Origin of the sequence: Terrimonas pollutisoli (assembly GCF_029360765.1) — a bacterium.
GTDB lineage: Bacteria > Bacteroidota > Bacteroidia > Chitinophagales > Chitinophagaceae > Terrimonas_B > Terrimonas_B pollutisoli.
In genome coordinates this window covers 1-23,247 of the sequence record NZ_JARKNA010000019.1, presented here as the reverse complement: position 1 = coordinate 23,247, position 23,247 = coordinate 1, and the positions used below count along the sequence as shown (strand labels likewise).

General features: G+C 41.8%; 33 protein-coding genes and 1 pseudogene. 30 read left to right on the top strand and 4 right to left on the bottom strand.

What is annotated here, in order from left to right; genetic code table 11:
- Positions 1-156 precede the first annotated feature (156 nt).
- The 25 genes from rpsJ (at position 157) to P2W73_RS21820 (ending at position 15,034) form a co-directional block, all read left to right on the top strand.
- Positions 157-462, top strand: coding sequence for a 30S ribosomal protein S10 (rpsJ, locus tag P2W73_RS21940; RefSeq protein ID WP_038097842.1), 306 nt, complete (start codon positions 157-159; stop codon positions 460-462).
- A gap of 281 nt (positions 463-743) precedes the next feature.
- Entirely contained in the window at positions 744-1,361 is a 618-nt protein-coding gene (gene rplC, locus P2W73_RS21935; protein WP_276504252.1) for a 50S ribosomal protein L3, read from the top strand.
- A 43-nt stretch (positions 1,362-1,404) separates the two neighbouring features.
- Positions 1,405-2,043 (top strand): 50S ribosomal protein L4, encoded by a 639-nt coding sequence (gene rplD / locus P2W73_RS21930; RefSeq protein WP_276504251.1) that lies wholly within the window; start codon positions 1,405-1,407, stop codon positions 2,041-2,043.
- Between the two features lie 25 nt (positions 2,044-2,068).
- Complete coding sequence (rplW, locus tag P2W73_RS21925; RefSeq protein ID WP_276504250.1) at positions 2,069-2,368, top strand: 50S ribosomal protein L23; 300 nt, start codon at positions 2,069-2,071, stop codon at positions 2,366-2,368.
- Between the two features lie 122 nt (positions 2,369-2,490).
- Complete coding sequence (rplB, locus tag P2W73_RS21920; protein WP_276504249.1) at positions 2,491-3,327, top strand: 50S ribosomal protein L2; 837 nt, start codon at positions 2,491-2,493, stop codon at positions 3,325-3,327.
- A 27-nt stretch (positions 3,328-3,354) separates the two neighbouring features.
- Complete coding sequence (gene rpsS / locus P2W73_RS21915; protein ID WP_276504248.1) at positions 3,355-3,627, top strand: 30S ribosomal protein S19; 273 nt, start codon at positions 3,355-3,357, stop codon at positions 3,625-3,627.
- 75 nt (positions 3,628-3,702) lie between these two features.
- Complete coding sequence (gene rplV / locus P2W73_RS21910; RefSeq protein WP_276504247.1) at positions 3,703-4,050, top strand: 50S ribosomal protein L22; 348 nt, start codon at positions 3,703-3,705, stop codon at positions 4,048-4,050.
- A 25-nt stretch (positions 4,051-4,075) separates the two neighbouring features.
- Entirely contained in the window at positions 4,076-4,870 is a 795-nt protein-coding gene (gene rpsC, locus P2W73_RS21905) for a 30S ribosomal protein S3 (protein ID WP_276504246.1), read from the top strand.
- Positions 4,871-4,984: 114 nt separating this feature from the next.
- Positions 4,985-5,407, top strand: a complete 423-nt coding sequence (gene rplP, locus P2W73_RS21900) for a 50S ribosomal protein L16 (protein ID WP_276504245.1) — start codon at positions 4,985-4,987, stop codon at positions 5,405-5,407.
- Positions 5,408-5,430: 23 nt separating this feature from the next.
- Entirely contained in the window at positions 5,431-5,640 is a 210-nt protein-coding gene (gene rpmC / locus P2W73_RS21895; RefSeq protein WP_276504244.1) for a 50S ribosomal protein L29, read from the top strand.
- A 12-nt stretch (positions 5,641-5,652) separates the two neighbouring features.
- Positions 5,653-5,910, top strand: coding sequence for a 30S ribosomal protein S17 (gene rpsQ / locus P2W73_RS21890; protein ID WP_276504243.1), 258 nt, complete (start codon positions 5,653-5,655; stop codon positions 5,908-5,910).
- A gap of 116 nt (positions 5,911-6,026) precedes the next feature.
- The gene (gene rplN, locus P2W73_RS21885) at positions 6,027-6,395 is read left to right on the top strand and encodes a 50S ribosomal protein L14 (RefSeq protein ID WP_276504242.1); all 369 of its coding nucleotides are present in this window, start codon (positions 6,027-6,029) and stop codon (positions 6,393-6,395) included.
- Between the two features lie 115 nt (positions 6,396-6,510).
- Entirely contained in the window at positions 6,511-6,846 is a 336-nt protein-coding gene (gene rplX, locus P2W73_RS21880; RefSeq protein ID WP_276504241.1) for a 50S ribosomal protein L24, read from the top strand.
- Positions 6,847-6,876: 30 nt separating this feature from the next.
- Positions 6,877-7,443, top strand: coding sequence for a 50S ribosomal protein L5 (rplE, locus tag P2W73_RS21875; RefSeq protein ID WP_276504240.1), 567 nt, complete (start codon positions 6,877-6,879; stop codon positions 7,441-7,443).
- Positions 7,444-7,468: 25 nt separating this feature from the next.
- Entirely contained in the window at positions 7,469-7,738 is a 270-nt protein-coding gene (gene rpsN, locus P2W73_RS21870; RefSeq protein WP_276504239.1) for a 30S ribosomal protein S14, read from the top strand.
- A gap of 92 nt (positions 7,739-7,830) precedes the next feature.
- Positions 7,831-8,229, top strand: a complete 399-nt coding sequence (rpsH, locus tag P2W73_RS21865; RefSeq protein WP_276504238.1) for a 30S ribosomal protein S8 — start codon at positions 7,831-7,833, stop codon at positions 8,227-8,229.
- A gap of 126 nt (positions 8,230-8,355) precedes the next feature.
- Complete coding sequence (gene rplF, locus P2W73_RS21860; RefSeq protein ID WP_276504237.1) at positions 8,356-8,910, top strand: 50S ribosomal protein L6; 555 nt, start codon at positions 8,356-8,358, stop codon at positions 8,908-8,910.
- Between the two features lie 51 nt (positions 8,911-8,961).
- The gene (gene rplR / locus P2W73_RS21855) at positions 8,962-9,321 is read left to right on the top strand and encodes a 50S ribosomal protein L18 (protein ID WP_276504236.1); all 360 of its coding nucleotides are present in this window, start codon (positions 8,962-8,964) and stop codon (positions 9,319-9,321) included.
- A gap of 36 nt (positions 9,322-9,357) precedes the next feature.
- Positions 9,358-9,876, top strand: a complete 519-nt coding sequence (gene rpsE / locus P2W73_RS21850) for a 30S ribosomal protein S5 (RefSeq protein WP_276504235.1) — start codon at positions 9,358-9,360, stop codon at positions 9,874-9,876.
- Between the two features lie 186 nt (positions 9,877-10,062).
- Positions 10,063-10,242 (top strand): 50S ribosomal protein L30, encoded by a 180-nt coding sequence (gene rpmD / locus P2W73_RS21845; RefSeq protein WP_276504234.1) that lies wholly within the window; start codon positions 10,063-10,065, stop codon positions 10,240-10,242.
- Between the two features lie 119 nt (positions 10,243-10,361).
- On the top strand, positions 10,362-10,811 hold the full coding sequence (rplO, locus tag P2W73_RS21840; RefSeq protein WP_276504233.1) for a 50S ribosomal protein L15: 450 nt from the start codon (positions 10,362-10,364) through the stop codon (positions 10,809-10,811).
- A 74-nt stretch (positions 10,812-10,885) separates the two neighbouring features.
- Positions 10,886-12,214, top strand: coding sequence for a preprotein translocase subunit SecY (gene secY, locus P2W73_RS21835; protein ID WP_276504232.1), 1,329 nt, complete (start codon positions 10,886-10,888; stop codon positions 12,212-12,214).
- Positions 12,215-12,358: 144 nt separating this feature from the next.
- Positions 12,359-13,189, top strand: a complete 831-nt coding sequence (map, locus tag P2W73_RS21830) for a type I methionyl aminopeptidase (RefSeq protein WP_276504231.1) — start codon at positions 12,359-12,361, stop codon at positions 13,187-13,189.
- A gap of 36 nt (positions 13,190-13,225) precedes the next feature.
- Positions 13,226-14,518 carry a BaiN/RdsA family NAD(P)/FAD-dependent oxidoreductase gene (locus tag P2W73_RS21825; RefSeq protein WP_276504230.1) on the top strand — a complete coding sequence of 431 codons (1,293 nt, stop codon included), beginning with the start codon at positions 13,226-13,228 and terminating at the stop codon, positions 14,516-14,518.
- Positions 14,519-14,632: 114 nt separating this feature from the next.
- Complete coding sequence (locus tag P2W73_RS21820) at positions 14,633-15,034, top strand: hypothetical protein (protein ID WP_276504229.1); 402 nt, start codon at positions 14,633-14,635, stop codon at positions 15,032-15,034.
- 73 nt (positions 15,035-15,107) lie between these two features.
- Here P2W73_RS21820 and P2W73_RS21815 read toward each other — a convergent pair whose 3' ends face one another.
- On the bottom strand, positions 15,108-16,034 hold the full coding sequence (locus P2W73_RS21815) for a 1-acyl-sn-glycerol-3-phosphate acyltransferase (protein WP_276504326.1): 927 nt from the start codon (positions 16,032-16,034) through the stop codon (positions 15,108-15,110).
- Positions 16,035-16,685: 651 nt separating this feature from the next.
- Here P2W73_RS21815 and rpsA point away from each other — a divergent pair.
- The 4 genes from rpsA (at position 16,686) to P2W73_RS21795 (ending at position 21,513) form a co-directional block, all read left to right on the top strand.
- Complete coding sequence (gene rpsA / locus P2W73_RS21810; RefSeq protein WP_276504228.1) at positions 16,686-18,593, top strand: 30S ribosomal protein S1; 1,908 nt, start codon at positions 16,686-16,688, stop codon at positions 18,591-18,593.
- Positions 18,594-18,782: 189 nt separating this feature from the next.
- Entirely contained in the window at positions 18,783-19,544 is a 762-nt protein-coding gene (locus tag P2W73_RS21805; protein WP_276504227.1) for a lysophospholipid acyltransferase family protein, read from the top strand.
- Positions 19,545-19,628: 84 nt separating this feature from the next.
- Complete coding sequence (locus tag P2W73_RS21800) at positions 19,629-20,684, top strand: LacI family DNA-binding transcriptional regulator (RefSeq protein ID WP_276504226.1); 1,056 nt, start codon at positions 19,629-19,631, stop codon at positions 20,682-20,684.
- A 409-nt stretch (positions 20,685-21,093) separates the two neighbouring features.
- Positions 21,094-21,513, top strand: coding sequence for a hypothetical protein (locus P2W73_RS21795; RefSeq protein ID WP_276504225.1), 420 nt, complete (start codon positions 21,094-21,096; stop codon positions 21,511-21,513).
- A 111-nt stretch (positions 21,514-21,624) separates the two neighbouring features.
- On the opposite strand, the gene P2W73_RS21790 is transcribed toward P2W73_RS21795, so the two are convergent.
- Entirely contained in the window at positions 21,625-22,008 is a 384-nt protein-coding gene (locus P2W73_RS21790; protein WP_276504224.1) for a DUF2784 family protein, read from the bottom strand.
- Positions 22,009-22,068: 60 nt separating this feature from the next.
- Entirely contained in the window at positions 22,069-22,557 is a 489-nt protein-coding gene (locus tag P2W73_RS21785; RefSeq protein ID WP_276504223.1) for an NUDIX hydrolase, read from the bottom strand.
- 134 nt (positions 22,558-22,691) lie between these two features.
- Between P2W73_RS21785 and P2W73_RS21780 the strand changes: the two genes are divergently transcribed.
- Positions 22,692-23,123: a hypothetical protein gene (locus P2W73_RS21780; RefSeq protein WP_276504222.1), complete on the top strand. Its 432-nt coding sequence runs from the start codon at positions 22,692-22,694 to the stop codon at positions 23,121-23,123.
- Positions 23,124-23,136: 13 nt separating this feature from the next.
- On the opposite strand, the pseudogene P2W73_RS21775 reads toward P2W73_RS21780, so the two are convergent.
- Positions 23,137-23,247, bottom strand: a pseudogene (locus P2W73_RS21775) (IS982 family transposase); the annotation flags it as partial.

The window sequence follows — 23,247 nt, the reverse complement described above, 5'->3', positions numbered from 1 at the left end:
CGGTTTCAATAAGTAAGATGATATATCAGGCTCAAATGCTGGGAGTAAGGCATTTGAATTATTTTTTCCCCAGCCGAAAAAAAGTTCTTAAAACTTTGCCCATTTACATTCGTCCCCCTACCTTTGCACTCCCAAAAGAAAATTGGGTTTTACACAATGTCTCAGCGAATCAGAATCAAATTACAGTCTTACGATCACAACCTGGTAGATAAATCTGCAGAGAAAATCGTAAAAACTGTTCGCAGCACAGGTGCTGTAGTAACAGGTCCTATTCCGTTGCCTACACGTACAAAGATCTTTACGGTATTGCGTTCCCCACACGTAAATAAAAAGAGTCGTGAGCAGTTTCAGTTGGCTACACATAAGCGCCTGCTGGACATTTACACTTCTTCGAGCCGTACGGTAGATGCGTTGAGCAAATTGGATTTGCCAAGTGGTGTAGAAGTTGAGATTAAAGCCTAACGGCCCATCCCAGTCCGCCGAAGGCGGAGAAGGAGTTGGAGCCTGAAAGCACAAAAGTTCTTATAAAATAAATTATTGTCATCTCTCAAAAATGCCCGCGCAGCGGATCATAGAAAAGAGCTCTGATACATTAACATAAAACAAGCCATTCAGGGTTTGTTTACTGCCGGTACTTCCCCATAAAGGAAAAGGTCGGTAGCAAACGGGGATTGAAACCTTCCGATTCGTCGGAACGTACAAGGTTGTCCCAATAATCCTGCAGGCTAAAAACTGTACAAACAATGAAAGGTATTATTGGAAAAAAAATTGGGATGACCAGCATCTTCGATCCCTCGGGCAAGCAAACCGCCTGTACGATTATTGAAGCAGGCCCCTGCGTAGTTACACAGGTTAAGACAATTGAATCTGATGGCTACAATGCACTTCAGGTTTCTTTCGGCGACAAAAAAGAAAGCCGCGTTACAAAGTCAGAAAAAAATCACTTCGCAAAAGCCAGCACTCCGGCTAAAAGATTTTCTAAAGAATTCCGCGATTCCTCTCTCGAAAAAAATATTGGTGACACGATTACTGTTGACATTTTCGCCGAAGGCGATAAGGTTGAAGTAATTGGCACTACAAAGGGTAAAGGTTTCCAAGGCGTTGTTAAACGTCATGGTTTCCATGGTGTTGGTCAGCAGTCTCACGGTCAGCACGATCGTCAAAGAGCTCCGGGTTCTTTGGGTAACTCTTCTGACGCCAGCCGTGTAATGAAAGGAATGAAGATGGCAGGCCGTATGGGAAATGATCGTGTTAAACTGAAAGGTTTAAAGGTGGTTAAAGTATTCCCTGAGCAGAATTATATCCTGGTTAGCGGTTCTGTACCGGGTCACAACGGATCTATTGTTTTAATTCAGAAATAAGGAGTTCAAAAAAACCGGTTCTGAAACCTAAAAAGAAAAGAAAATGCAAGTTGAAGTATTAGATATAAAAGGAAAGAAAACAGGCAGATCAGTTGAGCTGCCCGAAGATATTTTCGGTATTGAGCCTAACAGCCACGTGGTTTACCTGGCGGTAAAGCAATACCTCGCAGCTCAGCGCCAGGGAACACACAAGGTGAAGACCCGTGCTGAAGTACAGGGTGCCAGCCGCAAACTGCATCGTCAAAAAGGTACTGGTGGAAGCCGTAAGGGTAATATCCGTAACCCTTTATACAAGGGTGGTGGTACCATCTTCGGACCCAAGCCACATGCTTACGATTTCAAATTGAACCGTAAAGTAAAAGACCTGGCTAAGATTTCTGCATTGGCCAGCAAGGCAAAGGAAAATGCAATCGTCGTAGTTGAGGACATAAAACTGGATGCACCCAAAACAAAAACCTTCATGGATATCATGGGTAGTTTGAAGGTAGCTGATAAAAAAGCTATGTTCATTTTACCTGAATACAACGAAAGTCTCCAGTTGTCCATCCGCAATGTTCCTTCAGTATTGGGAGTATTGCTGGCTGATATCAATACCTATGATATTGTAAATTCTGAAGTATTGATATTGACCGAGAGTGCAGCAAAGATTTTTTCAGAGGAAGAAGAAAAGGCAGAAGCATAATTAAAAACATTCTAAAGAGAGATACATGAAACTTTCTGAAGTATTAGTAAAACCCATTTTGACAGAAAAAGCAAATGCACAGCAGGAAAAACTGCGCCGCTATGCTTTCAAAGTGGCTAAGAAAGCAAATAAACTGGAGATCAAAAAAGCAGTAGAAAGCTTTTACGGTGTCAACGTAATTGATGTAAACACTACTGTGGCCCCTGGTAAAAATAAAAGCCGTTTTACAAAAGCCGGTGTAATATCAGGCCGCAAGCCTTCTTACAAAAAAGCTTATGTAACAGTGGCAGAGGGAGAAACAATCGATCTGTATTCTAACATTTAAAACCTCCCTCCAACTCCCTCCAAAGGAGGGAGAGAAGTAAGGCAAACAACCGCCGCGAAGTGTTGAAACAAAACAGAAAGCTTCATTCCCCTTCAGGGGATAGGGGCAAAAGAAATTTAAAAATGGCATTAAGAAAATTTAAACCCATTACAGCCGGTACACGTTGGAGAATCGGTAATGCATTTGCCGAAGTAACTACCAACGTACCTGAAAAAAGCCTGGTAGAGGCAAAGCCAAGAACCGGCGGTCGTAACTCTTCTGGTCACTTGTCTATGCGTTATAGAGGCGGTGGTCACAAGCAGAAATATCGTATCATCGACTTTAAGCGTAATAAAAAAGGTGCTGCAACCGTAGCGTCTATTGAATATGATCCAAACCGTACAGCCTTCATCGCATTGGTGAATTATGCTGATGGTGAAAAACGTTACATCCTTGCCCCACAAGGATTGCAGGTTGGTGCAACGGTTGAAAGCGGTGATGCAGTAGCTCCTGAAGTAGGAAATGCGCTGCAGATGAAAAATATGCCTTTAGGTACTAACGTGCATAACATTGAAATGCAGCCTGGCCAGGGTGGTAAGTTGGCCCGCAGTGCAGGTTCTTCTGCTCAGCTGACTAACAAAGAAGAAAGATACGCTGTATTGAAAATGCCTTCTGGTGAGTTAAGAAAAGTATTGATCAACTGCTATGCAACAGTAGGCGTTGTAAGCAATAGCGACCATAACCTGCAAAGCATGGGTAAAGCTGGTCGTAACAGGTGGAAAGGTATCAAGCCAAGAAACCGTGGTGTGGCAATGAACCCGGTAGATCACCCGATGGGTGGTGGTGAAGGTAAGGCTTCAGGTGGTCAGCCTCGTAGCAGAAATGGCCAATACTCAAGAGGTCTTAAGACAAGAACAAAAGGAAAAGGTAGCGATAAACTGATCATTCAACGTAAGAACGGAAGCAAGATCGCTAAATAATAACATTAATAAAACAACGTCATAAACATGGCTCGTTCGATTAAAAAAGGTCCTTATGTAGCGGCTCATCTTGAAACAAAGGTGGTTGCGATCAACGAAGGCAAAAACAAAAAAGGTGTTATCAAAACGTGGAGCCGTCGCTCTACAATCACACCTGATTTTGTGGGTCACACTTTTGCTGTGCACAACGGACATAAATTCATACCTGTGTATGTAACGGAGTTCATGGTTGGTCATAAACTTGGAGAGTTTGCCCCAACCCGTCACTTCAAAGGACACTCAAGCAAGAAAGGAGATTAATAAAATAGTCGTGAGTCGCTAGTCAGGAGTTGGGAATCACTTCTGACTCCGGGCTCCGAACTAAAAACTAAATAAATGGAAGCAGTAGCAAAACTGAGAAATTATCCCACATCGCCCCGCAAAATGCGTTTGTTGGCTGATCTGATCCGCGGTCAGAAAGTTGAGAAAGTATTGGCCGAATTGGAGCACAATCCTAAACACCCTGCAGTTCCCCTGCGTAAACTGGTGTTGAGTGCTATCAGCAACTGGAAACAAAAAAATGAAGGCGGTGATGAAAGTCAACTGGTAGTGAAAACCATTTTTGTGGATGGTGCCAGGACATTGAAGCGTATGCGTCCGGCTCCTCAGGGTCGTGGCTACCGCGTTCGCAAACGCAGCAATCACGTTACCGTGATCGTTGACACAAAAGAAGTAAAAAATTAAACTCATTAACGAATAACCAATAAACATGGGTCAAAAAGCAAATCCGATTGGTAACAGGTTAGGTATCATCCGTGGATGGGAGTCTAACTGGTACGCTGATAAAAAGAACTATGCTGGCAGGCTGATTGAGGATCATAAAATCAGGACATACCTGAATGCCCGTATCAACAAAGGCGGTATTTCAAAGATCGTTATTGAAAGAACGCTTGGCAAACTGATCATCACTATCCACACGTCTAAGCCTGGTATCATTATCGGTAAAGGTGGTGGTGAAGTAGATCGTATCAAGGAAGAGTTGAAAAAACTTACCGGTAAAGACGATGTACAAATCAACATTCTTGAGATCCGTCGTCCTGAACTGGATGCGATGATCGTCGGCGACACTATTGCCCGCCAGATCGAAAACCGTATCAATTTCAAACGTGCTACCAAGATGGCGATTGCTTCTTCACTTCGTATGGGTGCAGAAGGTATCAAGGTTAAACTGAGTGGTCGTTTGAATGGTGCTGAAATTGCCCGTAGCGAAGAGTTCAAACAAGGTCGTGTTCCTTTGCATACTTTCCGTATGGATATCGATTATGCAAGTGTGTTTGCTCAAACTGTTTACGGAAAGATTGGAATCAAAGTTTGGATCTGTAAAGGTGAAGTATTGAGCAAAAGAGATCTTAACCCCAACTTCATTGCCGGTGGCAAAGGTGAAGGTCCGGGTGGCGGCGAAAGAAGGGAGAGAAGAGATGAGCGTCATGGTCATGACCGTCGTGATGAAAGGAGAGGTGGCGGTGATAGAAGAGGCGGTGGCCGTGGAGACAGGAGAGGATAAGAAAAAAGCTACAATCCGCCGGCTGGCGGATACGAGCTACGAGATATAAAAAGTAGATAACAAAATTTAGGCAAGAGCTCGAAGCTCGAAGCTAAAAGCTAAAAGCTTTTTAAAATGTTACAACCGAAAAGAACGAAACATAGGAAAATGCAGAAAGGTCGCATGAAAGGCGATGCGAAAAGAGGGACTACTATTTCTTTTGGTTCTTTTGCCCTGAAAGCATTAGACAGCCATTGGATCACAGACCGTCAGATCGAAGCAGCCCGTCAGGCATTGACCCGCCAGATGAAAAGAGAAGGTAATGTGTGGATCCGCATTTTCCCTGATAAGCCTATTACCAAGAAGCCTGCAGAGGTGAGGATGGGTAAAGGTAAAGGTAACCTCGAGTTCTGGGCTGCAGTGGTGCAACCAGGCCGTATCATCTTTGAAGTGGATGGTGTAAGCGAACAGGTAGCCCGTGAATCACTGGCACTGGCCGCAGGTAAATTACCAATCAAAACAAAGTTCGTTGTACGCAGAGACCTGGTTACAGCGTAATAAATTAATAAATCGTATAAGCGATGTCAAAGAAAGCAGATTTTGTAAAAAGCATCCGTAGCTTAAATGAGAGTGATCTGAAAGCACGGCTGGAAGAAGAAAAACTTCGTTTGAAAAAATTGGAGTTTGCTCATGCTATTTCTCCATTGGAAAATCCTATGACTATTCGTGGAGTACGCCGGGATATTGCCCGCCTGCAAACGGAATTGAAGTTAAAGCAACAGCAAGCATAAAAAGCTAATAAAATGGAAGAAAGAAATTTAAGAAAAACAAGAACAGGTGTTGTTACCAGCAATAAGATGGAAAAAACCATCACTGTTGCTGTGGAAAGAAAAGTAAAACACCCTATCTATGGTAAGTTCGTAAAAAAGACTACCAAGTTCCATGCTCATGATGACAAGAATGAGTGCAGCATTGGTGATGTGGTAAAGATCATGGAAACCCGTCCGCTGAGCAAAACAAAACGCTGGAGACTGGTGGAAGTAGTAGAGAAAGTGAAATAAAAACAGCTACGAGCTACGATCCGCCGGCTGGCGGACACGAGCCGTAATGATTAATAATTGTTTAAACTGCTCTCGCATCCGCCGGCTGGCGGATAAGAGCTCAAAGCTTAAATAAAATGATTCAGCAAGAAAGCCGGTTAAATGTAGCGGACAACAGTGGAGCCAAAGAAGTACTGTGTATCCGTGTATTGGGCAACAGCGGACAACGTTATGCCCGGATCGGTGATAAAATCGTTGTTACTATTAAAGATGCGTTGCCTGCAGGTGGTATCAAAAAAGGTACTGTTGCAAAAGCAGTTATCGTTCGTACCACTAACAAACTTCGTCGTAAGGATGGTTCTTATATCCGTTTCGATGACAATGCAGTAGTTATCTTAAACCAGGCTGATGAGCCACGTGGTACCCGTATATTCGGACCCGTAGCAAGAGAGCTTCGTGATAAGGGTTATATGAAAATCGTTTCATTGGCTCCGGAAGTATTATAAAGAAAGCTACGAGCTACGAGCCTTTAGCTACGAGCCGTGTGAATAAAATAAAGAGTTTCATTGCTATAGTGTAGAGCTCGCTGCTCACAGCTCATAGCTCAAAGCTTAAAATAAAATGAAGACAAGATTCAAACCAAAGTACAACATTAAGAAAGGTGATAGCGTAGTGGTTATCACAGGCGATGATAAAGATTTGTCTAAGCCCCGTGTTGTAAAAGAAGTGCTGATTGATAAAGCGAAGGTTTTAGTAGAAGGTGTAAATATCATCACCAAGCACACAAAACCTTCCGCTCAAAACACTAAAGGCGGTATTGTAAAAACGGAAGCCCCTATTCATATCAGCAATGTTATGCTGTGGGATGCAAAAGCAAAAGCACCTGCAAAGGTGAAAAGAGAAAGAGCAGAAGGTAAATCAGTTCGTGTATCAAAAAAATCTGGAGAGAAGATCTGATTCTTTGAAGCCAGGCAATAATAGAATTATATGAGTACAAAAACATATACCCCGAGATTAGCAGATAAGTACAAAAAAGAAGTTGTACCTGCTCTGGTAAAAAAGTTTAGCTACCAAACGGTAATGCAGGCTCCTAAACTGGAGAAGATTTGTCTGAACCGCGGTGTAAACGGCGCCGTGACTGACAAGAAATTGGTAGATATCGCCCTGGATGAGTTAACAACGATCAGCGGACAAAAAGCGATAGCTACGATGTCTAAAAAAGACATCTCCAACTTTAAGCTGCGTAAGAACATGCCAATCGGTGCAAGAGTTACTCTTCGTGGTGTAAAGATGTACGAGTTCCTGGATCGCCTGATCGCGGTGGCTTTGCCTCGTGTTCGTGACTTCAAAGGTGTAAATGAAAAAGCATTCGATGGCCGTGGTAACTACACATTGGGTGTTACTGAGCAGATCATTTTCCCTGAGATCGATATCGACAAAGTGAATAAGATCACTGGTCTTGACATCACTTTCGTTACCACAGCTAATACTGACGAGGAAGCATACGAGTTGTTGAAAGAGTTGGGAATGCCTTTCAAAAACGCAAAAAAATAATTCAATTAAAAAAGAATAAACAACTATGGCTAAGACATCAATTAAAGCCAGGCAGCGCAAAAGAGAGAAAATGGTAGCGCAGTTTGCTGCAAAACGTGAAGAGCTTAAAAAAGCCGGCGATTGGTCAGCATTGGATGCACTTCCAAAAAACTCTTCAAAAGTTCGGTTGAAAAACCGTTGCCAGCTTACCGGCCGTCCCAAAGGTTATGTTCGTTATTTCGGCATTTCCCGGGTAGCCTTGAGAGATATGGCTTTGAATGGTAAAATACCAGGATTGAAAAAAGCAAGCTGGTAAAAAGTTGCCAGTTCCCAGTTGCTGGTTAAGCAGTAACCGGAGACCGGAAACCTGTAACACAAAAATTTAGAACTGATTTAATTCTTATAAAAATGGTAACAGATCCTATAGCAGATTTCCTGACCAGAATCCGTAATGCGCAGATGGCGGGTCACCGTGTGGTTGATATCCCTGCTTCTAATTTGAAAAAACGGATGACTGAAATTTTGTACAACCAGGGTTATATCCTGAAGTACAAATTTGAGGATGATAGTAAACAAGGCGTTATCAAAATCGCTTTGAAATACGATCCTTCTACAAAACAGCCTGCTATTCAAAGCATGGAAAGGATTAGCCGTCCTGGTTTGCGTCAATATGCAAAACCTGCTGAGTTTCGCCGTGTGAAAAATGGTTTAGGTGTAGCCATCCTGTCTACCTCTAAAGGTGTAATGACAGATAAAGAAGCGAAGGCACAGAATGTAGGTGGTGAAGTTCTTTGCTACGTGTATTAATAGAGTCACCGTTCTTTAACAAGGATAGGTGTAAAAAATAAAAAGTTGCTGATACATTAAGCTGAAACTATACTAGGCTGACCGGTCAACAACCAATTTCAAATAATAACAATAAACTGATTTAACATGTCTCGTATAGGTAAACAAGTGATCACAGTTCCGGCAGGTGTTACTGTAACAGTAGGTAACGACAATGTGGTAACTGTTAAAGGTCCAAAAGGTGAATTGAAAGAAACAATTGACCGCGATATTAAAGTGGAAGTGAAGGATGGCCAGGTGATCGTTGCCCGTCCTACTGATCAAATCCGTCACCGTGCTATGCATGGATTGTATCGTGCATTGATCGCCAACCAGGTAAAAGGTGTTACGGAAGGATATACAAAAAAACTGGAATTGATCGGTGTGGGTTTTAAAGCCGCGAGCCAGGGCAATGTATTGGATCTTGCTTTAGGTTATTCGCATAATATCATGATCGAAATACCAAAAGAGTTGAAAGTAAGTGCCGAGCAGTTGAAAGGCCAAAACCCAATTATCACCCTTGAAGGTATCGATAAGCAATTAATCGGTCAGGTGGCTGCTAAATTGCGCAGCTTGCGTAAGCCTGAGCCTTACAAAGGAAAAGGTGTTCGCTATGTGGGTGAAGTGGTTCGTAAGAAGGCAGGTAAAGCAGCTGGTAAATAATTAATTTGAAAATTGAATCCTGGCAGCATCAGGATTGTAAAATAAAAAGAGATGAACTCAAAAGTTAAAACAGCAAGAAGACAAAAGATCCGCTATAATATTCGTAAGAAAATTAGTGGTACTTCTCAAAAGCCCCGCTTGTCTGTGTTCAGAAGCAACAGCGATATCTACGCACAATTGATTGATGATTCAAATGGCGCTACCATCGCTGCGTCTTCTACAAAAGATAAAGATATCAAAGCTCAATCAGGAACAAAGTCTGATAAAAGCAAATTAGTAGGTGCAGCTATTGCCCGTAAAGCAGTTGACCTTGGTGTGAAAGAGGTGGTTTTTGACCGCGGTGGTTATTTATATCACGGCCGGGTAAAATCAGTGGCTGATGGAGCAAGAGAAGGTGGTTTGCAATTCTAATAACAAAATTCAAGTTTCAAATTTCAAATTGAAATAATGTCAAAAGTTAATTTAAACAGAGTAAAAGCCGGGGACCTGGAATTAAAAGACAAAGTTGTTTCTATCAACAGGGTAGTAAAAACAACGAAGGGTGGCCGTGCATTCAGTTTCTCTGCATTGGTAGTTGTTGGTAATGGAAATGGCGTTGTAGGTCATGGTTTGGGTAAAGCAAAGGAAGTTCAGGAGGCAATTACTAAAGGAATTGAAGATGCAAAGAAAAATTTGATCAAAGTGCCTGTGATGCATGGTACTGTTCCTCACGATCAGTGGGCCAAGGAAGGCGCTGCGAAAGTGTTGATCAAACCCGCTGCTCATGGTACTGGTGTGATCGCCGGAGGTTCTATGCGTGCCGTTTTAGAAGCAGCTGGCGTAACGGACGTATTAGCTAAATCTTTGGGTTCGGCTAATCCTCACAACGTGATCAAAGCAACTTTTAAAGCATTGGCTTTATTGCGTGAACCGATTAGCGTGGCTAAGACCCGTTCTCTCGGTTTGAAGAAAGTATTTAATGGATAGCCTGAAAAGGAGACTTAGGTTGGTGATTCCTTTAAATAAGTTGCTCTTTTAATATCGTAAGTTGATAGTTGTGTTACCGGCATTTGTTTTTTATGGCATCTTCGTTGCGTCGCACACTTCAACTGCAGAACATGGATCAACAATTTTTGAAACTATAAATGATCTCCGCTGCGGCGGATTTGGGGTATGAAAAAGATTAAAATAACATTAGTAAAAAGTCCGATTGACAGACCTGAAAGACAAAAGCTGACATTAAAAGCTTTGGGTCTGAATAAGACTAACTCTACTAAAGAAGTAGAAGCAACTCCGCAGGTACTGGGTATGGTTCGCAAAGTGGAACACCTGGTAAAAGTGGAAGAAGCATAAACAGAAGGAAAGAGGTCTGACATCAGACATCCGGCTTCGGATTTCAATTTTTTAAAAGCGAGCCCCGTTCCGAATACTATCGGAAGCTTTCGGGGCGATGAGTACAAAATAAAAGCAAAATGAAACTACACGAATTAAGACCTGCAAAAGGCGCAACTCACAAAGAAAAAAGAATTGGACGTGGTGATGGATCAGGACATGGTGGTACATCTACAAAAGGTACAAAAGGTGGACAGAGCCGTGCTGGTTATAAAAGAAAAATGGGGCATGAAGGTGGTCAGATGCCCGTTCAGCGCCGTATTCCTAAACGTGGATTTAATAATCCTCACCGTGTTGAATATAAAGTCTTAAACCTGGGACAGGTAGAGCAACTGGCTGAAAAATATAACTTCACTGAAATTTCCCTGGAAAATCTTTATATCAACGGGCTTATCAGCCAGAACGATAAGGTGAAAATTCTGGGTAATGGCGAGTTGAAAAACAAATTCACTTTCAAGGTGAATGCAGTAAGCGACAAGGCTAAATCTGCTATCGAAGCTGCGGGTGGTTCTATTGAAATAGTTAAGTAAATTTCGCTAAATTGCAAGGCGCATAAAAAAAATGCGTCTTTTTGTTTTTGGGCTCTTAAATCTTTTTAACTCCCGTGAAGAAATTAATTCAAACTCTTAAGAATATCTGGAGCATCGAGGAACTAAGAAGTAAGATCATTTTTACTTTAATCCTCATTGCTGTCTACAGAATAGGTTCACACATTGTTCTGCCTGGAATTGATCCTATCAAACTGGAATTGAATAAAGGGCAGGGAAATGGTATCCTTGACCTTATAAACACGTTTGCCGGTGGTGCCTTTAACATGGCATCTATTTTTGCATTGGGTATCATGCCTTATATCTCTGCATCTATCTTTATGCAGTTGATGACAGTGCTGGTGCCGAAGTTTCAAAAAATGCAAAAAGAAGGCGATAGTGGCCGCAAGAAGATTAATCAATATACACGCTACCTTACAGTGGGTGTAACGATTGTGCAGGCTTCTGCTTATGTAGGGTATCTGCATCAAACGTCATCTGCTGCCATCATTCCTGCATTCACCAGCTACTTCACTTTATCCACTATCATCATCCTCACCGCAGGTACTTTATTTGTTATGTGGATGGGTGAAAAAATTACTGATAAGGGATTGGGCAACGGTGTATCGCTGATCATCATGATCGGTATCCTTGCCCGTTTGCCACAGTCATTTACGCAGGAGTTGGTGGCGAAGTCAACACGTACAGGTTTAATCCTGATCTTTATTGTTGAGATCGCTATCCTGATTGCTATCATCCTTGGATGTATCTTATTGATCCAGGGGGTAAGAAAAGTACCGGTTAACTATGCGAAGCAGATTGTTGGAAACCGCCAGTTTGGTGGCGCAAGACAATTTTTGCCATTGAAGGTGAACAGTGCCGGTGTAATGCCCATCATCTTTGCCCAGGCAATCATGTTCCTGCCAACTCTTTTAACTCTTGGTAAAGGACCGAATGAAATATCAAGAATGTTTACTGATCACCAAAACTTTTGGTACATGCTGATCTATTCAGTAGTGGTGATTGGCTTTACATTCCTGTACACAGCTTTGATATTTAACCCTAAGCAAATTGCGGACAACCTGAAGCAAAACAATGGCTTTATCCCCGGTGTGAAGCCAGGACAGCCCACTGCAGATTATATCGGCAGTGTGATGGATAAAATCACATTCCCGGGCGCCATATTGCTGGCTTTTGTAGGTATTCTTCCCGGTATCGCTCAGCGGTTGGGTGTTACGCAGGGATTTTCTACCTTCTTTGGAGGTACGTCGTTGCTGATCATGGTCGGTGTTATTTTGGATACACTGCAGCAGATCGAAACACAATTGTTGATGCGCCAATACGATGGCTTAATGAAAAGCGGTCGCATACAGGGCAGACAGACAACGTCAGCTGTTCAGTACTAAGATTGACGATAAAAAATTGGAAAACCTGGTAAGTAAATCTTGCCAGGTTTTTTGTTTTTATCGATTCTTACAGGAACGTTAACGGAACAACACAGGTTCTGATACTAAGATTGCGAACTGAAATTATTAATTTCGTGTATTAGTATGATGATCTGTAAAACAAACGACCAAATAGAGCAAATGCGAAAAAGCGCATTGCTCGTCAGTAAAACTTTAACGGAAGTCGCCAAAATTCTCAAACCTGGCATTACCACGCTGTCCATTGATAAAATGATCGGCGAATTCATCAAGGATCACAATGCTACTCCATCCTTTCTTAACTATAACGGGTATCCGTATAATTCCTGTATTTCTGTCAATGATGTGGTGGTGCATGGTTTTCCGAATGGCAATGAGTTGAAGGAGGGAGACATCATCTCTGTTGACATAGGAGTAATATTAAATGGATGGCATGGCGATCATGCATACACATTTGCCATTGGTGATCCCGGACCAGAGGTGATGAATCTGATCAAACATACCAAAGAGTCGTTGTACAAAGGCATTGAAAAAGCGGTGACAGGTAACCGGATTGGTGATATCGCTTATGCTATCCAGGAACATACAGAAAAAAAACATGGCTATGGTGTGGTGAGAGAATTGGTGGGGCATGGATTGGGAAAAAGCCTTCACGAAGATCCACAGGTGCCGAATTATGGTAAAAGAGGAACAGGCGCTAAATTGAAAGAAGGACTGGTGTTGGCGATAGAACCCATGATCAATCTGGGCCGTAAAGAAGTATATACAGAAAGTGATGGCTGGACGGTGAGAACAAAAGACGGAAAGCCTTCAGTGCACTTTGAACATGATGTGGCTGTTAAGAAAAACAAAGCCGATATTCTTTCAAACTATTCTACGATAGAGGAAGTGGAAGTTAGTAACCCAAATTTATTTAGTCCTCAATCCGCTTCGGCACAACGTATGGAAGCTATCTGATATTTATGAACTTCTTTATAGCTTCTTCTACTGCCTATGCAGCAATCACAATCAAACATCGAAAAGACCGATCATAATTCCCCATTAGGGGGCAGGGGTAAGCTAGTTGTCATTGGCGGAGGGGCTGCAGGCTTTTTTTGCGCCGTAAATGCAGCCAGGATGAATCCGCAACTGGAAGTGATCATCCTGGAAAAATCAGGTAAGCTATTATCAAAGGTAAGAGTGAGCGGTGGGGGAAGATGCAATACCACTCATGCCTGTTTTGATATTGCTGAAATGAGTAAGAAATATCCCCGCGGGGGCAATTTTGTAAAGAAAACATTTCACCAGTTTTTTACAACAGACACTGTCCAATGGTTTGAAGAACGTGGCGTGAAGCTGAAGACAGAAGAGGATGGGAGGATGTTCCCGGTTACCGATTCATCCCAAACGATTATTGATTGTTTGCTGCGGGAAGCGGATCGGTATAATGTGAAAGTCAAAATGAATGTTGAGGTTAAAAAAATAAATGCTCAATGTTCAACGCTCAATGTTCAATGTTCAAATGAAGAAAGAATTGATGCCGATTGGGTTTGCGTCGCATCGGGCGGATATCCGAAGTCATCGATGTTTGAATGGTTAAAAGAGTTGGGACATGCTATTGAAGAGCCGGTACCTTCTCTGTTTACTTTTAATATACCCAATCATCCCATTACAAAACTGATGGGAGTAAGTGTGGAAAATGTAAGAGTAAAAATTATCGGGACAAAACTTGAGCAGGAAGGCCCTTTGCTGATCACACACTGGGGATTGAGCGGGCCGGCTGTATTAAAGCTGAGTGCATGGGGTGCGAGGCAGTTGGCAGTTTGCAATTGGCAGTTTTCCATTTTAGTAAATTGGCTGCCGGACTTCAATGAACAACAGTTAATGGAAAAACTTCAAACGCTTCGGTTTGAAATGGCTTCACAAAAAATAGTAAACAGGAATCCATTTGGGTTGCCACAGCGGCTTTGGGAGTTTTTCCTGGAACACTCCGGAGTGAATAAAGAAAAAAGATGGGCCGACCTGCCGGCAAAAGATCAGAACAAGCTGATACGGAATTTATGTGCCAGTGAATTTGCCATAAAAGGTAAAACGACTTTTAAAGAGGAATTTGTAACGGCGGGTGGCATTAAGCTGAATGAAGTTGATGCCAATACTATGATGAGTAAGAAAATACCTCGCTTATTTTTTGCAGGCGAGATATTAGATGTAGACGGAATAACCGGTGGGTTTAATTTTCAGCATGCCTGGACGAGTGGGTTTATTGCCGCGAAGAGTATTGCATTGCAATCGCCAGAGGCGATATAATAAAACTGCGAAACGAGGACGTTTCGCAGAGCAAGGGGGACATTTCACAAAGCATGATAAAATAATTTTACCAACAGCCAAAATCATCATTGGAATCCAAAATAAATTTAAGGAATGAAAGTACAATATGAAAATCAAGGGATGATTAAGGAATCTGAAATTTCAACTTTTGAGGAAGTAAAATATTTTTTAAATAAACTAGAGCCATATGAGTGTCCCTATTTAATATTGATAAAAGATAATGGAGATTACATTCAATGCTCCGGTGATAAAAGACGACTTACAATTGAAGCGAGATTTTTTAGCAGTAACTCATTTAAGCATTTTGTGATAGGGAAAAATGAGCAAAGTAACGTTTGGACTACAATTGATAGCAAAATTGGACCTATTCGTATTCTCGTACACGAAGTATTGACGATAGACGAGGCAATTATCTTATTTAACGATTTTTTTGAGAACAGGGGGATTGCAAATGAATTCAATAAAAGAAACATTACAAAATACTTTACGGTTTAAGGGTTATTCTTCGCTTCGTGCTTTTTATGTGGCATGTAAACAAGTTTTAGAGGATAGAGAAAATCAGTGCAGATCATTTATCCAACTGCCTCTTCACCTGCACATAACTCCACGCCGTCAACGGCAGCAACAATAGCAACAGAAAACTATAATTGGATTTTGTGAAATAGAAAAGAACAAATGAAATCACTAAAAGGTAAAGCGGATAAGTGAATAATAACGCCGCCGCCATCACCGAATCGTAATGATCGTTATGTGATGTTTTTTTATAAGTAATTCTTTGAATCGGCAAATACAAAGGAAAATGTGTCAGCCAACCCAGGAATGCGGGAAATGAAAGAAGGATGTTGGCAAATGGAGAGGGCTTTTTTTCGAGTAGCTGCTGTTTCTTTTTTTTGTCGGTGTTGCTTATCTCAAACACCAATGATCGCAACTGCGATTGTAGTTTATTGTTAAAAGCCTGGTAACGGATACCGTCAGCTTCGTTTAACGGAATATCTTCTTTACTGATGGGCTCGCCGAAATTGATGAATACATTCTTTCCAAATCGACGGAATGAACTATAATTGATGCCTACCGGCAAAACCTGTAACGGAATATTTTCTTCCCAGCTACTGATTGCCAGGCGGGCCGTTCCTTTTTTTAAGGGCCGCAGGCGCCACTCATTGATGCATTTACCTTCGCTGAAAATAAGTATAAGGCCATTTTTTCTGAATACCTGTTTGCAGTTTTCAAACGTTTCATAGTTGTTGTTCAGGTTTTCAACACCTTCGCTTACCCGGTAAACAGGAAACATTTTTAAAGCTTTCAGGATTTCGCTGATCCATCTGTTTTTAAAGACATCACCTCTTGCCAGTGACCAAATTGGCTGTTCAAAAAGAATATCGAGGATAATGGCATCCAAAAATGAATTAGGGTGATTGCTTGCCAGCAGCAGAGGGCCTCGCTTTTTCAGCATCGCCCGGTTGTTAACAATGATACTCCGGCAGAAGATCAGCATGGCAAGCCGGACAATTATTTTCAGAAAGCGATAAAGCATTGGATGAATATAAGAAAAACCCTCCCGACCTGGCCCCCTCTAAATCCCTCCGCCAGTTGGCGGAAGCTTGCAAAGTGCCGCCCTGGCTTTTCGGAGATTCTGATAAATAGTCAGGGTCTTCGAAAATGTTGAGCAGCGACCTCACCTAACCTCTCCAAAGGAGAGGAACAGCACGCCGCCCTGGCTTTTCGGTGATTCAAATCGTATCAGAGTCATCGAAAATGTTGGGCAGCGACCTCACTCGAGCTACGTTCCTAACCTTCGCTTTGCCCGGTTACTCCAAAGGAGAGGAGCAGCACACAGCCCTGGCTTTTCGATGATTCAAATCGTATCAGAGTAATCGAAAATGTTGGGCAGAGATATAACGATGATGTGGTAGTTACATAGTTTGGAATAGTAATGCGGTACCGTCCCTTCTCCTTTGGAGAAGGGAAAGAGGGATGAGGTCTGCCGAATAGCGAACGGAAACGCTGAAGAGTGCGACGCAACCAAAGCCTAATCAAGGTGTTAAAGCTGGTAAAATAGCGCTAAAAAACTTCAAAATTCAGCCTGTAAACCGCTAAGTAAAACTTATCTTTGCTCCCCCGATTTAAAAACCTTCGGGATATTATCATGTTTGAAAACATTATTAAAAAACAACTAAACGCTGATGCACCGGAGACTGCAGCTGCTGATACAGCAGAAGTAACTACAGCGATACCAAATGCACCTGTGCAAACCGCTCACGACGATTTTGACTGGAGCGTTGACAAACGTAACGTTACTTCTTACACAAAAGAAGAAAAAGAAAAGTACGACAAAGTGTATGATAACACTTTCGTACAATTGAACGATGGAGAACTGATCAAAGGATTGATTGTTGGTTTGACCAAAACAGATGTTGTATTGAACATCGGTTTTAAAAGCGATGGTTTGATCTCATTGAACGAATTCCGTGATCAACCCAACCTGAAGATTGGTGATGAAGTGGAAGTGATGGTAGTTGATAAGGAAGACCGCCAGGGTCACCTGAATCTGAGCCGTCGCCAGGCCCGCATTACCCGTGCATGGGAAAGAATCATGGAAGTACACAAAACCGGCGAGGTTATCACTGGTTTGGTTACCTCTAAAACAAAAGGTGGTTTGATCGTAGATGTTTTCGGAATGGAAACATTCTTGCCAGGTTCACAAATCGATGTGAAACCTGTAACTGACTACGACCAGTTTGTTGGAAAAACAATGGAGTTTAAAGTAGTTAAGATCAACGAAACTATCAAGAACGCTGTTGTATCTCATAAAGCCCTTATCGAAAGCGATATCGAAGCACAACGTGCAGAGATCATGAGCAAACTCGAGAAAGGCCAGGTGTTGGAAGGAACAGTGAAAAACATTACCGACTTCGGCGCCTTTATGGATTTGGGTGGTCTGGATGGTCTGTTGTATATCACAGATATTTCATGGGGTCGTATTTCTCACCCAGCTGAAGTGCTGAAGATGGATCAGAAGATCAACGTGGTGGTATTGGATTTTGATGACGAGAAAAAACGTATCAGCCTTGGCTTGAAACAACTGACTCCTCATCCATGGGATGTATTGCCTGAAACAATTGCAGAAGGTAATATAGTAAAAGGTAAAGTAGTGAACATTGAAGACTACGGCGCATTCCTTGAAATATTACCAGGTGTTGAAGGTCTTGTTCACGTAAGTGAAATTACATGGGCCAACACGCCGATCAATGCGAAAGAATTCTTCAAGCTGGGCGACGAGCATGAAGCTAAAATCGTTACACTGGATAAAGGAAGCCGCAAGATGAGCTTGTCTATCAAACAGCTTTCGGCAGATCCATGGAATGATATCGAAAGCCGCTTTGCTGAAGGAAGCCGTCATACCGGCCTGGTGAAAAACATTACCAACTATGGTGTGTTTGTTGAACTGGCTCCCGGTATCGGTGGTATGATCCACATCAGCGATCTGAGCTGGTTGAAGCGTTTCAATCACCCAAGTGAGTACACAAAAGTTGGTTCAAACATCGACGTGGTGATCATGGGTATCGATAAAGAAAACCGCAAATTGCAATTAGGTCATAAACAATTGGAAGAAGATCCCTGGAATGCACTGCAGGATACATTTGCTATCGGCACGGTGCATGAAGGTGTAGTTACCCGTCGCGATGACAAAGGTGCTATCGTTCAATTGCCTTATGGCCTGGAAGGTTTTGCTCCTAACCGTCACCTGACAAAAGAGGATGGCAAGAGCATCGGTGCGGATGAAACAGCTCAGTTCATGGTGATCGAATTTGATCGCAATGAAAAACGCATTGTCCTTTCTCATAGCCGTATATGGGAACAAGGCCAGATAGAAGAAAAAGAAGCTGCGAAGAAAGAAGCAAGAGCAGAAGCTGATAAGACAAAGAAAGCAGTGAAGAACATCCAGGGTAAAGTAGAAAAAGCTACTTTAGGTGACCTCGGTGTATTAGCTGACCTGAAGAAGAAAATGGAAGGTGGCGAAGCAGCCGCTTCTGATGATGCGAAAGCTGAATAATTTCTGTAAGCTTTATTATACAAGGCTGTCCATTTTGGACAGCCTTTTTTAGTACCCAATGAAACTAAAGTTGGACTTGCGTGGCCCGGATTTTTGATTTAACCTGATCAGCGCAATTCCTGTTCTCCTACTTGTAAAAGCATTCAATTGCTTAATTTCACATCATTATTGAGCGTTTAAATAATTGCCATGAGTTCGTTGAGGGAGCGATTAAAAAACTTCAAGCTGGTCCGTAAAATGGTGTATGCCGTGGTTGGTCTTTTTTCCTACCCAGGGCTGGCAATAATCAATAAACTAAAAATATCCGGCACCGAGCATCTTGAAAACCTGCCAAAAGAAAATGTCCTTTTTGTAAGTAATCATCAAACCTACTTCGCAGATGTCATCACCTTCCTTCATATTTTTTGTGCTGTAAAATGGGGAAAGAAAAACAAGTTAGGCGTTCCCTATTACCTGCTCAATCCCTTTACCCGTGTCAACTATGTGGCGGCTGAAGCCACCATGAATGGAAGTTGGATCAGCCGGTTATTTACATTGGCAGGCGCTTTGACGGTTAAAAGAGTATGGAATGCCGAAGCCAACGAAACCCGTAAAGGGCTTGATCCGTCTGATACCAGGAAGATCACAAGAGCATTGGAAAAAAACTGGGTGATTACCTTTCCACAAGGAACGACCAAGCCATTTGCGCCGGGTAGAAAAGGTACCGTTCTTATCATCAAACAAAATAAGCCCATAGTGATACCTGTCGTGATAAATGGCTTTTGGCGGGCTTTTAATAAAACGGGATTGAAGCTAAGAAAGAAAGGAACGATTTTATCGGTTCAATTCAAACCTCCAATGACTATTGATTACAATGATAGCTCAGAAGAAATACTGCGACAAATAATGGAAGCAATTGAACAAAGCAAAACCCACATGCTGGCAGCAAAGCACGAAGTGGTACACGGTTAAATATGGTTGAAAATTAACTCAAGCTTGCTTATTCAGGGCAATATTTTCTTCGTTGTAATTTTGTAGTTATCTTTCTTGTCGTATATGACCCAAAAGCCTGCTACTATTAAAGAGATCGCCAAGCGGTTGAATGTTTCCGTGTCAACCGTTTCAAGGGCACTGCACAACCACCCCAGCATTGGTCTGCGTACGAAAATGCAGGTGCAGAAATTAGCTGAAGAGCTAAACTATGAACCCAACCAGGCTGCCATCTCATTCAAGCAAGGCAAAACATTTACCATAGGCGTTATACTTCCCAACTTAGGCGAAGAGTTTTTTTCTACTGCCATAAATGGGATTGAAAATATAGCTACTGAAAATAATTATACCGTATTGATAGGCCAGTCACACGACGATGTAGAAAGAGAAAAGAAAATTGTAGATACGATGCGTCGGCACCGGGTAGATGGTTTGCTGGTGTCATTATCAAAAAACACGGATAGTTACGAGCACTTCGAACAATTAGCCAATTATTCTATCCCGGTTGTATTTTTTGATCGTGTACCTGATAGCCCCGATGTTTATTCAGTATCCTGTAATTTAAAAAGCAGTTCTGTTCAGTTGGTTGACTGGCTGGTTAGCCAGGGGCATAAAAATATCGGGTTTATAAAAGGGCCTGATACCATGCTGCCCTCACAGGAAAGATTGAATGGCTACCTGGAAGGGTTGAAAAAAAATAATCTTTCAGTTGATCAATCTTACATTGTACAAACAGACCTCAGCAAAGAGAAAACTCTTGAAGCCGTCAGGCAATTGCTTCTTTTGGAGAAACGTCCTGCAGCTGTGATTGCTTTTAATGATTACGTTGCTTTGGATGCCATCAAGTACTCAAGAAGTGAAGGCTTAAAAGTGAATAAGGATATTTACTTTGTAAGCTACGCCAACCTGCCGATGACCAGTTACCTGGATGAGCCGCCCTTGGCTTCAGTGGAACAGTTTCCGTATGAACAGGCGGAGAAGGCTACAGAAATTTTAATGCAACTGATTAATAAAAAAAATCCTGAGGAAATAGGAGAAAAGCGGGTTGTAATGCAAAGCAAGGTTGTGGTGCATGAAGACCTTGTTAAGAAAATCGAAAAGAAAAATCTTCAAAAACAGTAAGCCAATTTTTTCATAAAAGCCTCATTCAGCTAAGTTCTGCCGATACATCACATCACAAAAAAAAGCATTAACAGAAGTTAATACTTTTTTTTGCCCTGCCTCAATGGCGGATGCGTTCTAAAAATGCCAGTTATTTCGAAGTAGTCAATCAGTACTTTTTAAAAAACCAGATGGGCTTTTAAAAAAACAATTGCTGCAGAAAAGTAGAGCAGGGTTGATAATGATTGCCGCATATTAATTAAAGTCTATACTCCCTGCAGGATCTGTTTGTTCGCCGCCTTATTATTTCCAGTGAGCCATGGATTATTACGATAACGATAACTGTATTTAATCATGCCCGATGCATGAAATATACTATTGCTTTTAGTGACGCCAGCCCCTATTTTTAAATTCTAAAATCAGAATTTTTATGAAAACACAACTATCGGCATTTGCTATTTCGGCAATGATTATTACCACAGGCATTTCTTCAGTAGCAGCGGAAAATTCAGTAAGCCCAACTATTAAAGTAAAAGCAGGGTATGTGCAAGGCCCGGTCTTTACTTCTTTCTCCACTCACCGGCAAGGAAAAGGTATAACCCTTACCTGGTCAGTTGAATCAACTGCAGGTGTCGTAAACTTTACCATTCAAAAAACATATGAAGATGTTACTGACCCGTATGCGGTATGGGAAGACGTAACTTCATTACCAGAAGACGGTTCAAGGTCTTACAAATTTACAGATGATAGTGTTTTTCCTGGTTTCATCAGCTATAGGATAACAGCAACGCTAATCGATGGCACTACAGCGCAATCGGGAATTTCGACGGTTCAAATTGTAAGTCGCTAGGTTTATAAAAATGAGGTGGCTGCGAAGATGATTTCTTCGCAGCTATTTTTTATACTACCCTTAGTAAATATTTTTTTACTTATGGGGAATGATCCTAAATAACCGGTATTTTCAGGAAAGCTTTTTCTTCCGCCTTCGGTTCCTGATATTTAACCAAATACTTAACGCAAAACTCAGCAGGAAAACAATCAAGGTGCCTCGTTCTACCAATCCAGGATCCAAATCAGCACCTGTCAGCTTGAGAATAAGGAAATGTATGTAGGAGTGGGAGCGGTCTTCATATCCTAATTTGTCACGGACGTCCCAATGCCAGTCGGTGCAGACGCAATATCCCCAGCCATGCCAGATGCCTAATATAAACCACGAGAAAGCAGTTAATGAAAGAGTAACGAGATGAAGTTTACGGGTACGGGGGAAAATCCAGCCCACCATATTAAATAACGTGAAGACGGTATGAAACACAAAGAAAAAAATATTGAGAAACTGGTACCACATTTATGCAGGTATTAAGATTACTATGGAGACAGGATAAACTTCAGTCAGCATTTCATTATTCTATTCAACAGTATGGCCAAGTTTCATTTCCAATTCGTTGATAAAGGGTACTTGTCCCGCCAGGATCTTTTCTTTTGCTTCCGTTACACCAAACCATGCAGCTTTATCAATTTCGGGAAATGATTTTTTCTTCCCGGATTTTGGCGGCCATTCCATTTCAAAGCTGTTGCTTTTAATACTACCGGCATCTACCTCTTTTTCCAAAGCCCATGCATAAACCAGTTTGCCGTTTTTTTGCTTTACCGGTGTCAGTTCAATAAAGTTTCCTTCGGCTTTTATTCCTGTTTCTTCTTCCAGTTCTCTTTGCGCAGCAGATAACGGATCTTCTTCAGCTTCAAACTCGCCTTTAGGAATGGACCATGCTCCTATATCCTTTTTTGCCCAGAAAGGCCCACCGGGATGTACCAGCAATACTTCCGGCAGACCCACCGAAAAACGATAGAGAAGAATGCCGGCGCTTTTTTTTGATGTTGCTGATTTTGCTTTCATTCTTAAAGATAAAGCAGAAAAACTAAGTCGGTTATTCCATACAATAGCATTCTTTTGTTGCCGGAAATCCAAAAAGACAGATTTTTTTGAAACCTATTTTTCATGATTGCGTCTTATAGAATAAATCAAAAAACATGAAACCAATTATTCCGGCGTTTTTAGCACTAACCTTTAGCATTGCGTCACAAACTGCAGTCAATGCCCAGTGTGAAAAGAAACTTTCTCTGATTTCTTCTAAAACAGAGTACCTGGATACTGCAGGAGCGGTGCGAAAAACGGTGGATGAAGTAACTGAAATAACCATTTCGGAAAAAACTATCACTATCTCTCCTGCCAGCGATCATACAATGACAGGTACGATTCGATCGGCGAAATGTGCCTGGCAAATTCCTTTCAAGGAGGGACAGAGCGAATTCAAAACTGAATTTGAAGACCAGGGAGAGACGAAAAACATCACTATCACACTGGAAGGTAAAAATGGAAAAGTGTCTTTCCTGGCAACGTTTGATGATGCACCCGATAAAAGAATTCGTGTATGGGCCGATAGTTTTAAAGAGACTAAATAATTCAAGTTGCTAGTTAAAGGGTGAGCTTATTCAGGGTAAAAGCCAGAATAAACATCACCAGTTTTAGCAGGAACCCCTTAAAGGTCACTGCATGTATTTTTCTTAAAAACAACGCCTTTATTTC

Coding starts and splice junctions, on each gene's coding strand:
- P2W73_RS21785 (WP_276504223.1), bottom strand. CDS start 22,557: ATGAAAGCAAAATCAGCAACATCAAAAAAAAGCGCCGGCATTCTTCTC.
- rpsA (WP_276504228.1), top strand. CDS start 16,686: ATGTTTGAAAACATTATTAAAAAACAACTAAACGCTGATGCACCGGAG.
- rpsH (WP_276504238.1), top strand. CDS start 7,831: ATGGTAACAGATCCTATAGCAGATTTCCTGACCAGAATCCGTAATGCG.
- rplE (WP_276504240.1), top strand. CDS start 6,877: ATGAGTACAAAAACATATACCCCGAGATTAGCAGATAAGTACAAAAAA.
- P2W73_RS21825 (WP_276504230.1), top strand. CDS start 13,226: ATGCAGCAATCACAATCAAACATCGAAAAGACCGATCATAATTCCCCA.
- P2W73_RS21780 (WP_276504222.1), top strand. CDS start 22,692: ATGAAACCAATTATTCCGGCGTTTTTAGCACTAACCTTTAGCATTGCG.
- rplR (WP_276504236.1), top strand. CDS start 8,962: ATGAACTCAAAAGTTAAAACAGCAAGAAGACAAAAGATCCGCTATAAT.
- P2W73_RS21800 (WP_276504226.1), top strand. CDS start 19,629: ATGACCCAAAAGCCTGCTACTATTAAAGAGATCGCCAAGCGGTTGAAT.
- rplC (WP_276504252.1), top strand. CDS start 744: ATGAAAGGTATTATTGGAAAAAAAATTGGGATGACCAGCATCTTCGAT.
- rplF (WP_276504237.1), top strand. CDS start 8,356: ATGTCTCGTATAGGTAAACAAGTGATCACAGTTCCGGCAGGTGTTACT.
- rpmD (WP_276504234.1), top strand. CDS start 10,063: ATGAAAAAGATTAAAATAACATTAGTAAAAAGTCCGATTGACAGACCT.
- rpmC (WP_276504244.1), top strand. CDS start 5,431: ATGTCAAAGAAAGCAGATTTTGTAAAAAGCATCCGTAGCTTAAATGAG.
- rplN (WP_276504242.1), top strand. CDS start 6,027: ATGATTCAGCAAGAAAGCCGGTTAAATGTAGCGGACAACAGTGGAGCC.
- rpsC (WP_276504246.1), top strand. CDS start 4,076: ATGGGTCAAAAAGCAAATCCGATTGGTAACAGGTTAGGTATCATCCGT.
- rplV (WP_276504247.1), top strand. CDS start 3,703: ATGGAAGCAGTAGCAAAACTGAGAAATTATCCCACATCGCCCCGCAAA.
- rpsQ (WP_276504243.1), top strand. CDS start 5,653: ATGGAAGAAAGAAATTTAAGAAAAACAAGAACAGGTGTTGTTACCAGC.
- rplB (WP_276504249.1), top strand. CDS start 2,491: ATGGCATTAAGAAAATTTAAACCCATTACAGCCGGTACACGTTGGAGA.
- rpsN (WP_276504239.1), top strand. CDS start 7,469: ATGGCTAAGACATCAATTAAAGCCAGGCAGCGCAAAAGAGAGAAAATG.
- rplP (WP_276504245.1), top strand. CDS start 4,985: ATGTTACAACCGAAAAGAACGAAACATAGGAAAATGCAGAAAGGTCGC.
- P2W73_RS21790 (WP_276504224.1), bottom strand. CDS start 22,008: ATGTGGTACCAGTTTCTCAATATTTTTTTCTTTGTGTTTCATACCGTC.
- P2W73_RS21815 (WP_276504326.1), bottom strand. CDS start 16,034: ATGCTGATCTTCTGCCGGAGTATCATTGTTAACAACCGGGCGATGCTG.
- rplW (WP_276504250.1), top strand. CDS start 2,069: ATGAAACTTTCTGAAGTATTAGTAAAACCCATTTTGACAGAAAAAGCA.
- rpsJ (WP_038097842.1), top strand. CDS start 157: ATGTCTCAGCGAATCAGAATCAAATTACAGTCTTACGATCACAACCTG.
- P2W73_RS21795 (WP_276504225.1), top strand. CDS start 21,094: ATGAAAACACAACTATCGGCATTTGCTATTTCGGCAATGATTATTACC.
- map (WP_276504231.1), top strand. CDS start 12,359: ATGATGATCTGTAAAACAAACGACCAAATAGAGCAAATGCGAAAAAGC.
- rpsE (WP_276504235.1), top strand. CDS start 9,358: ATGTCAAAAGTTAATTTAAACAGAGTAAAAGCCGGGGACCTGGAATTA.
- rplX (WP_276504241.1), top strand. CDS start 6,511: ATGAAGACAAGATTCAAACCAAAGTACAACATTAAGAAAGGTGATAGC.
- P2W73_RS21820 (WP_276504229.1), top strand. CDS start 14,633: ATGAAAGTACAATATGAAAATCAAGGGATGATTAAGGAATCTGAAATT.
- rplO (WP_276504233.1), top strand. CDS start 10,362: ATGAAACTACACGAATTAAGACCTGCAAAAGGCGCAACTCACAAAGAA.
- P2W73_RS21805 (WP_276504227.1), top strand. CDS start 18,783: ATGAGTTCGTTGAGGGAGCGATTAAAAAACTTCAAGCTGGTCCGTAAA.
- rpsS (WP_276504248.1), top strand. CDS start 3,355: ATGGCTCGTTCGATTAAAAAAGGTCCTTATGTAGCGGCTCATCTTGAA.
- rplD (WP_276504251.1), top strand. CDS start 1,405: ATGCAAGTTGAAGTATTAGATATAAAAGGAAAGAAAACAGGCAGATCA.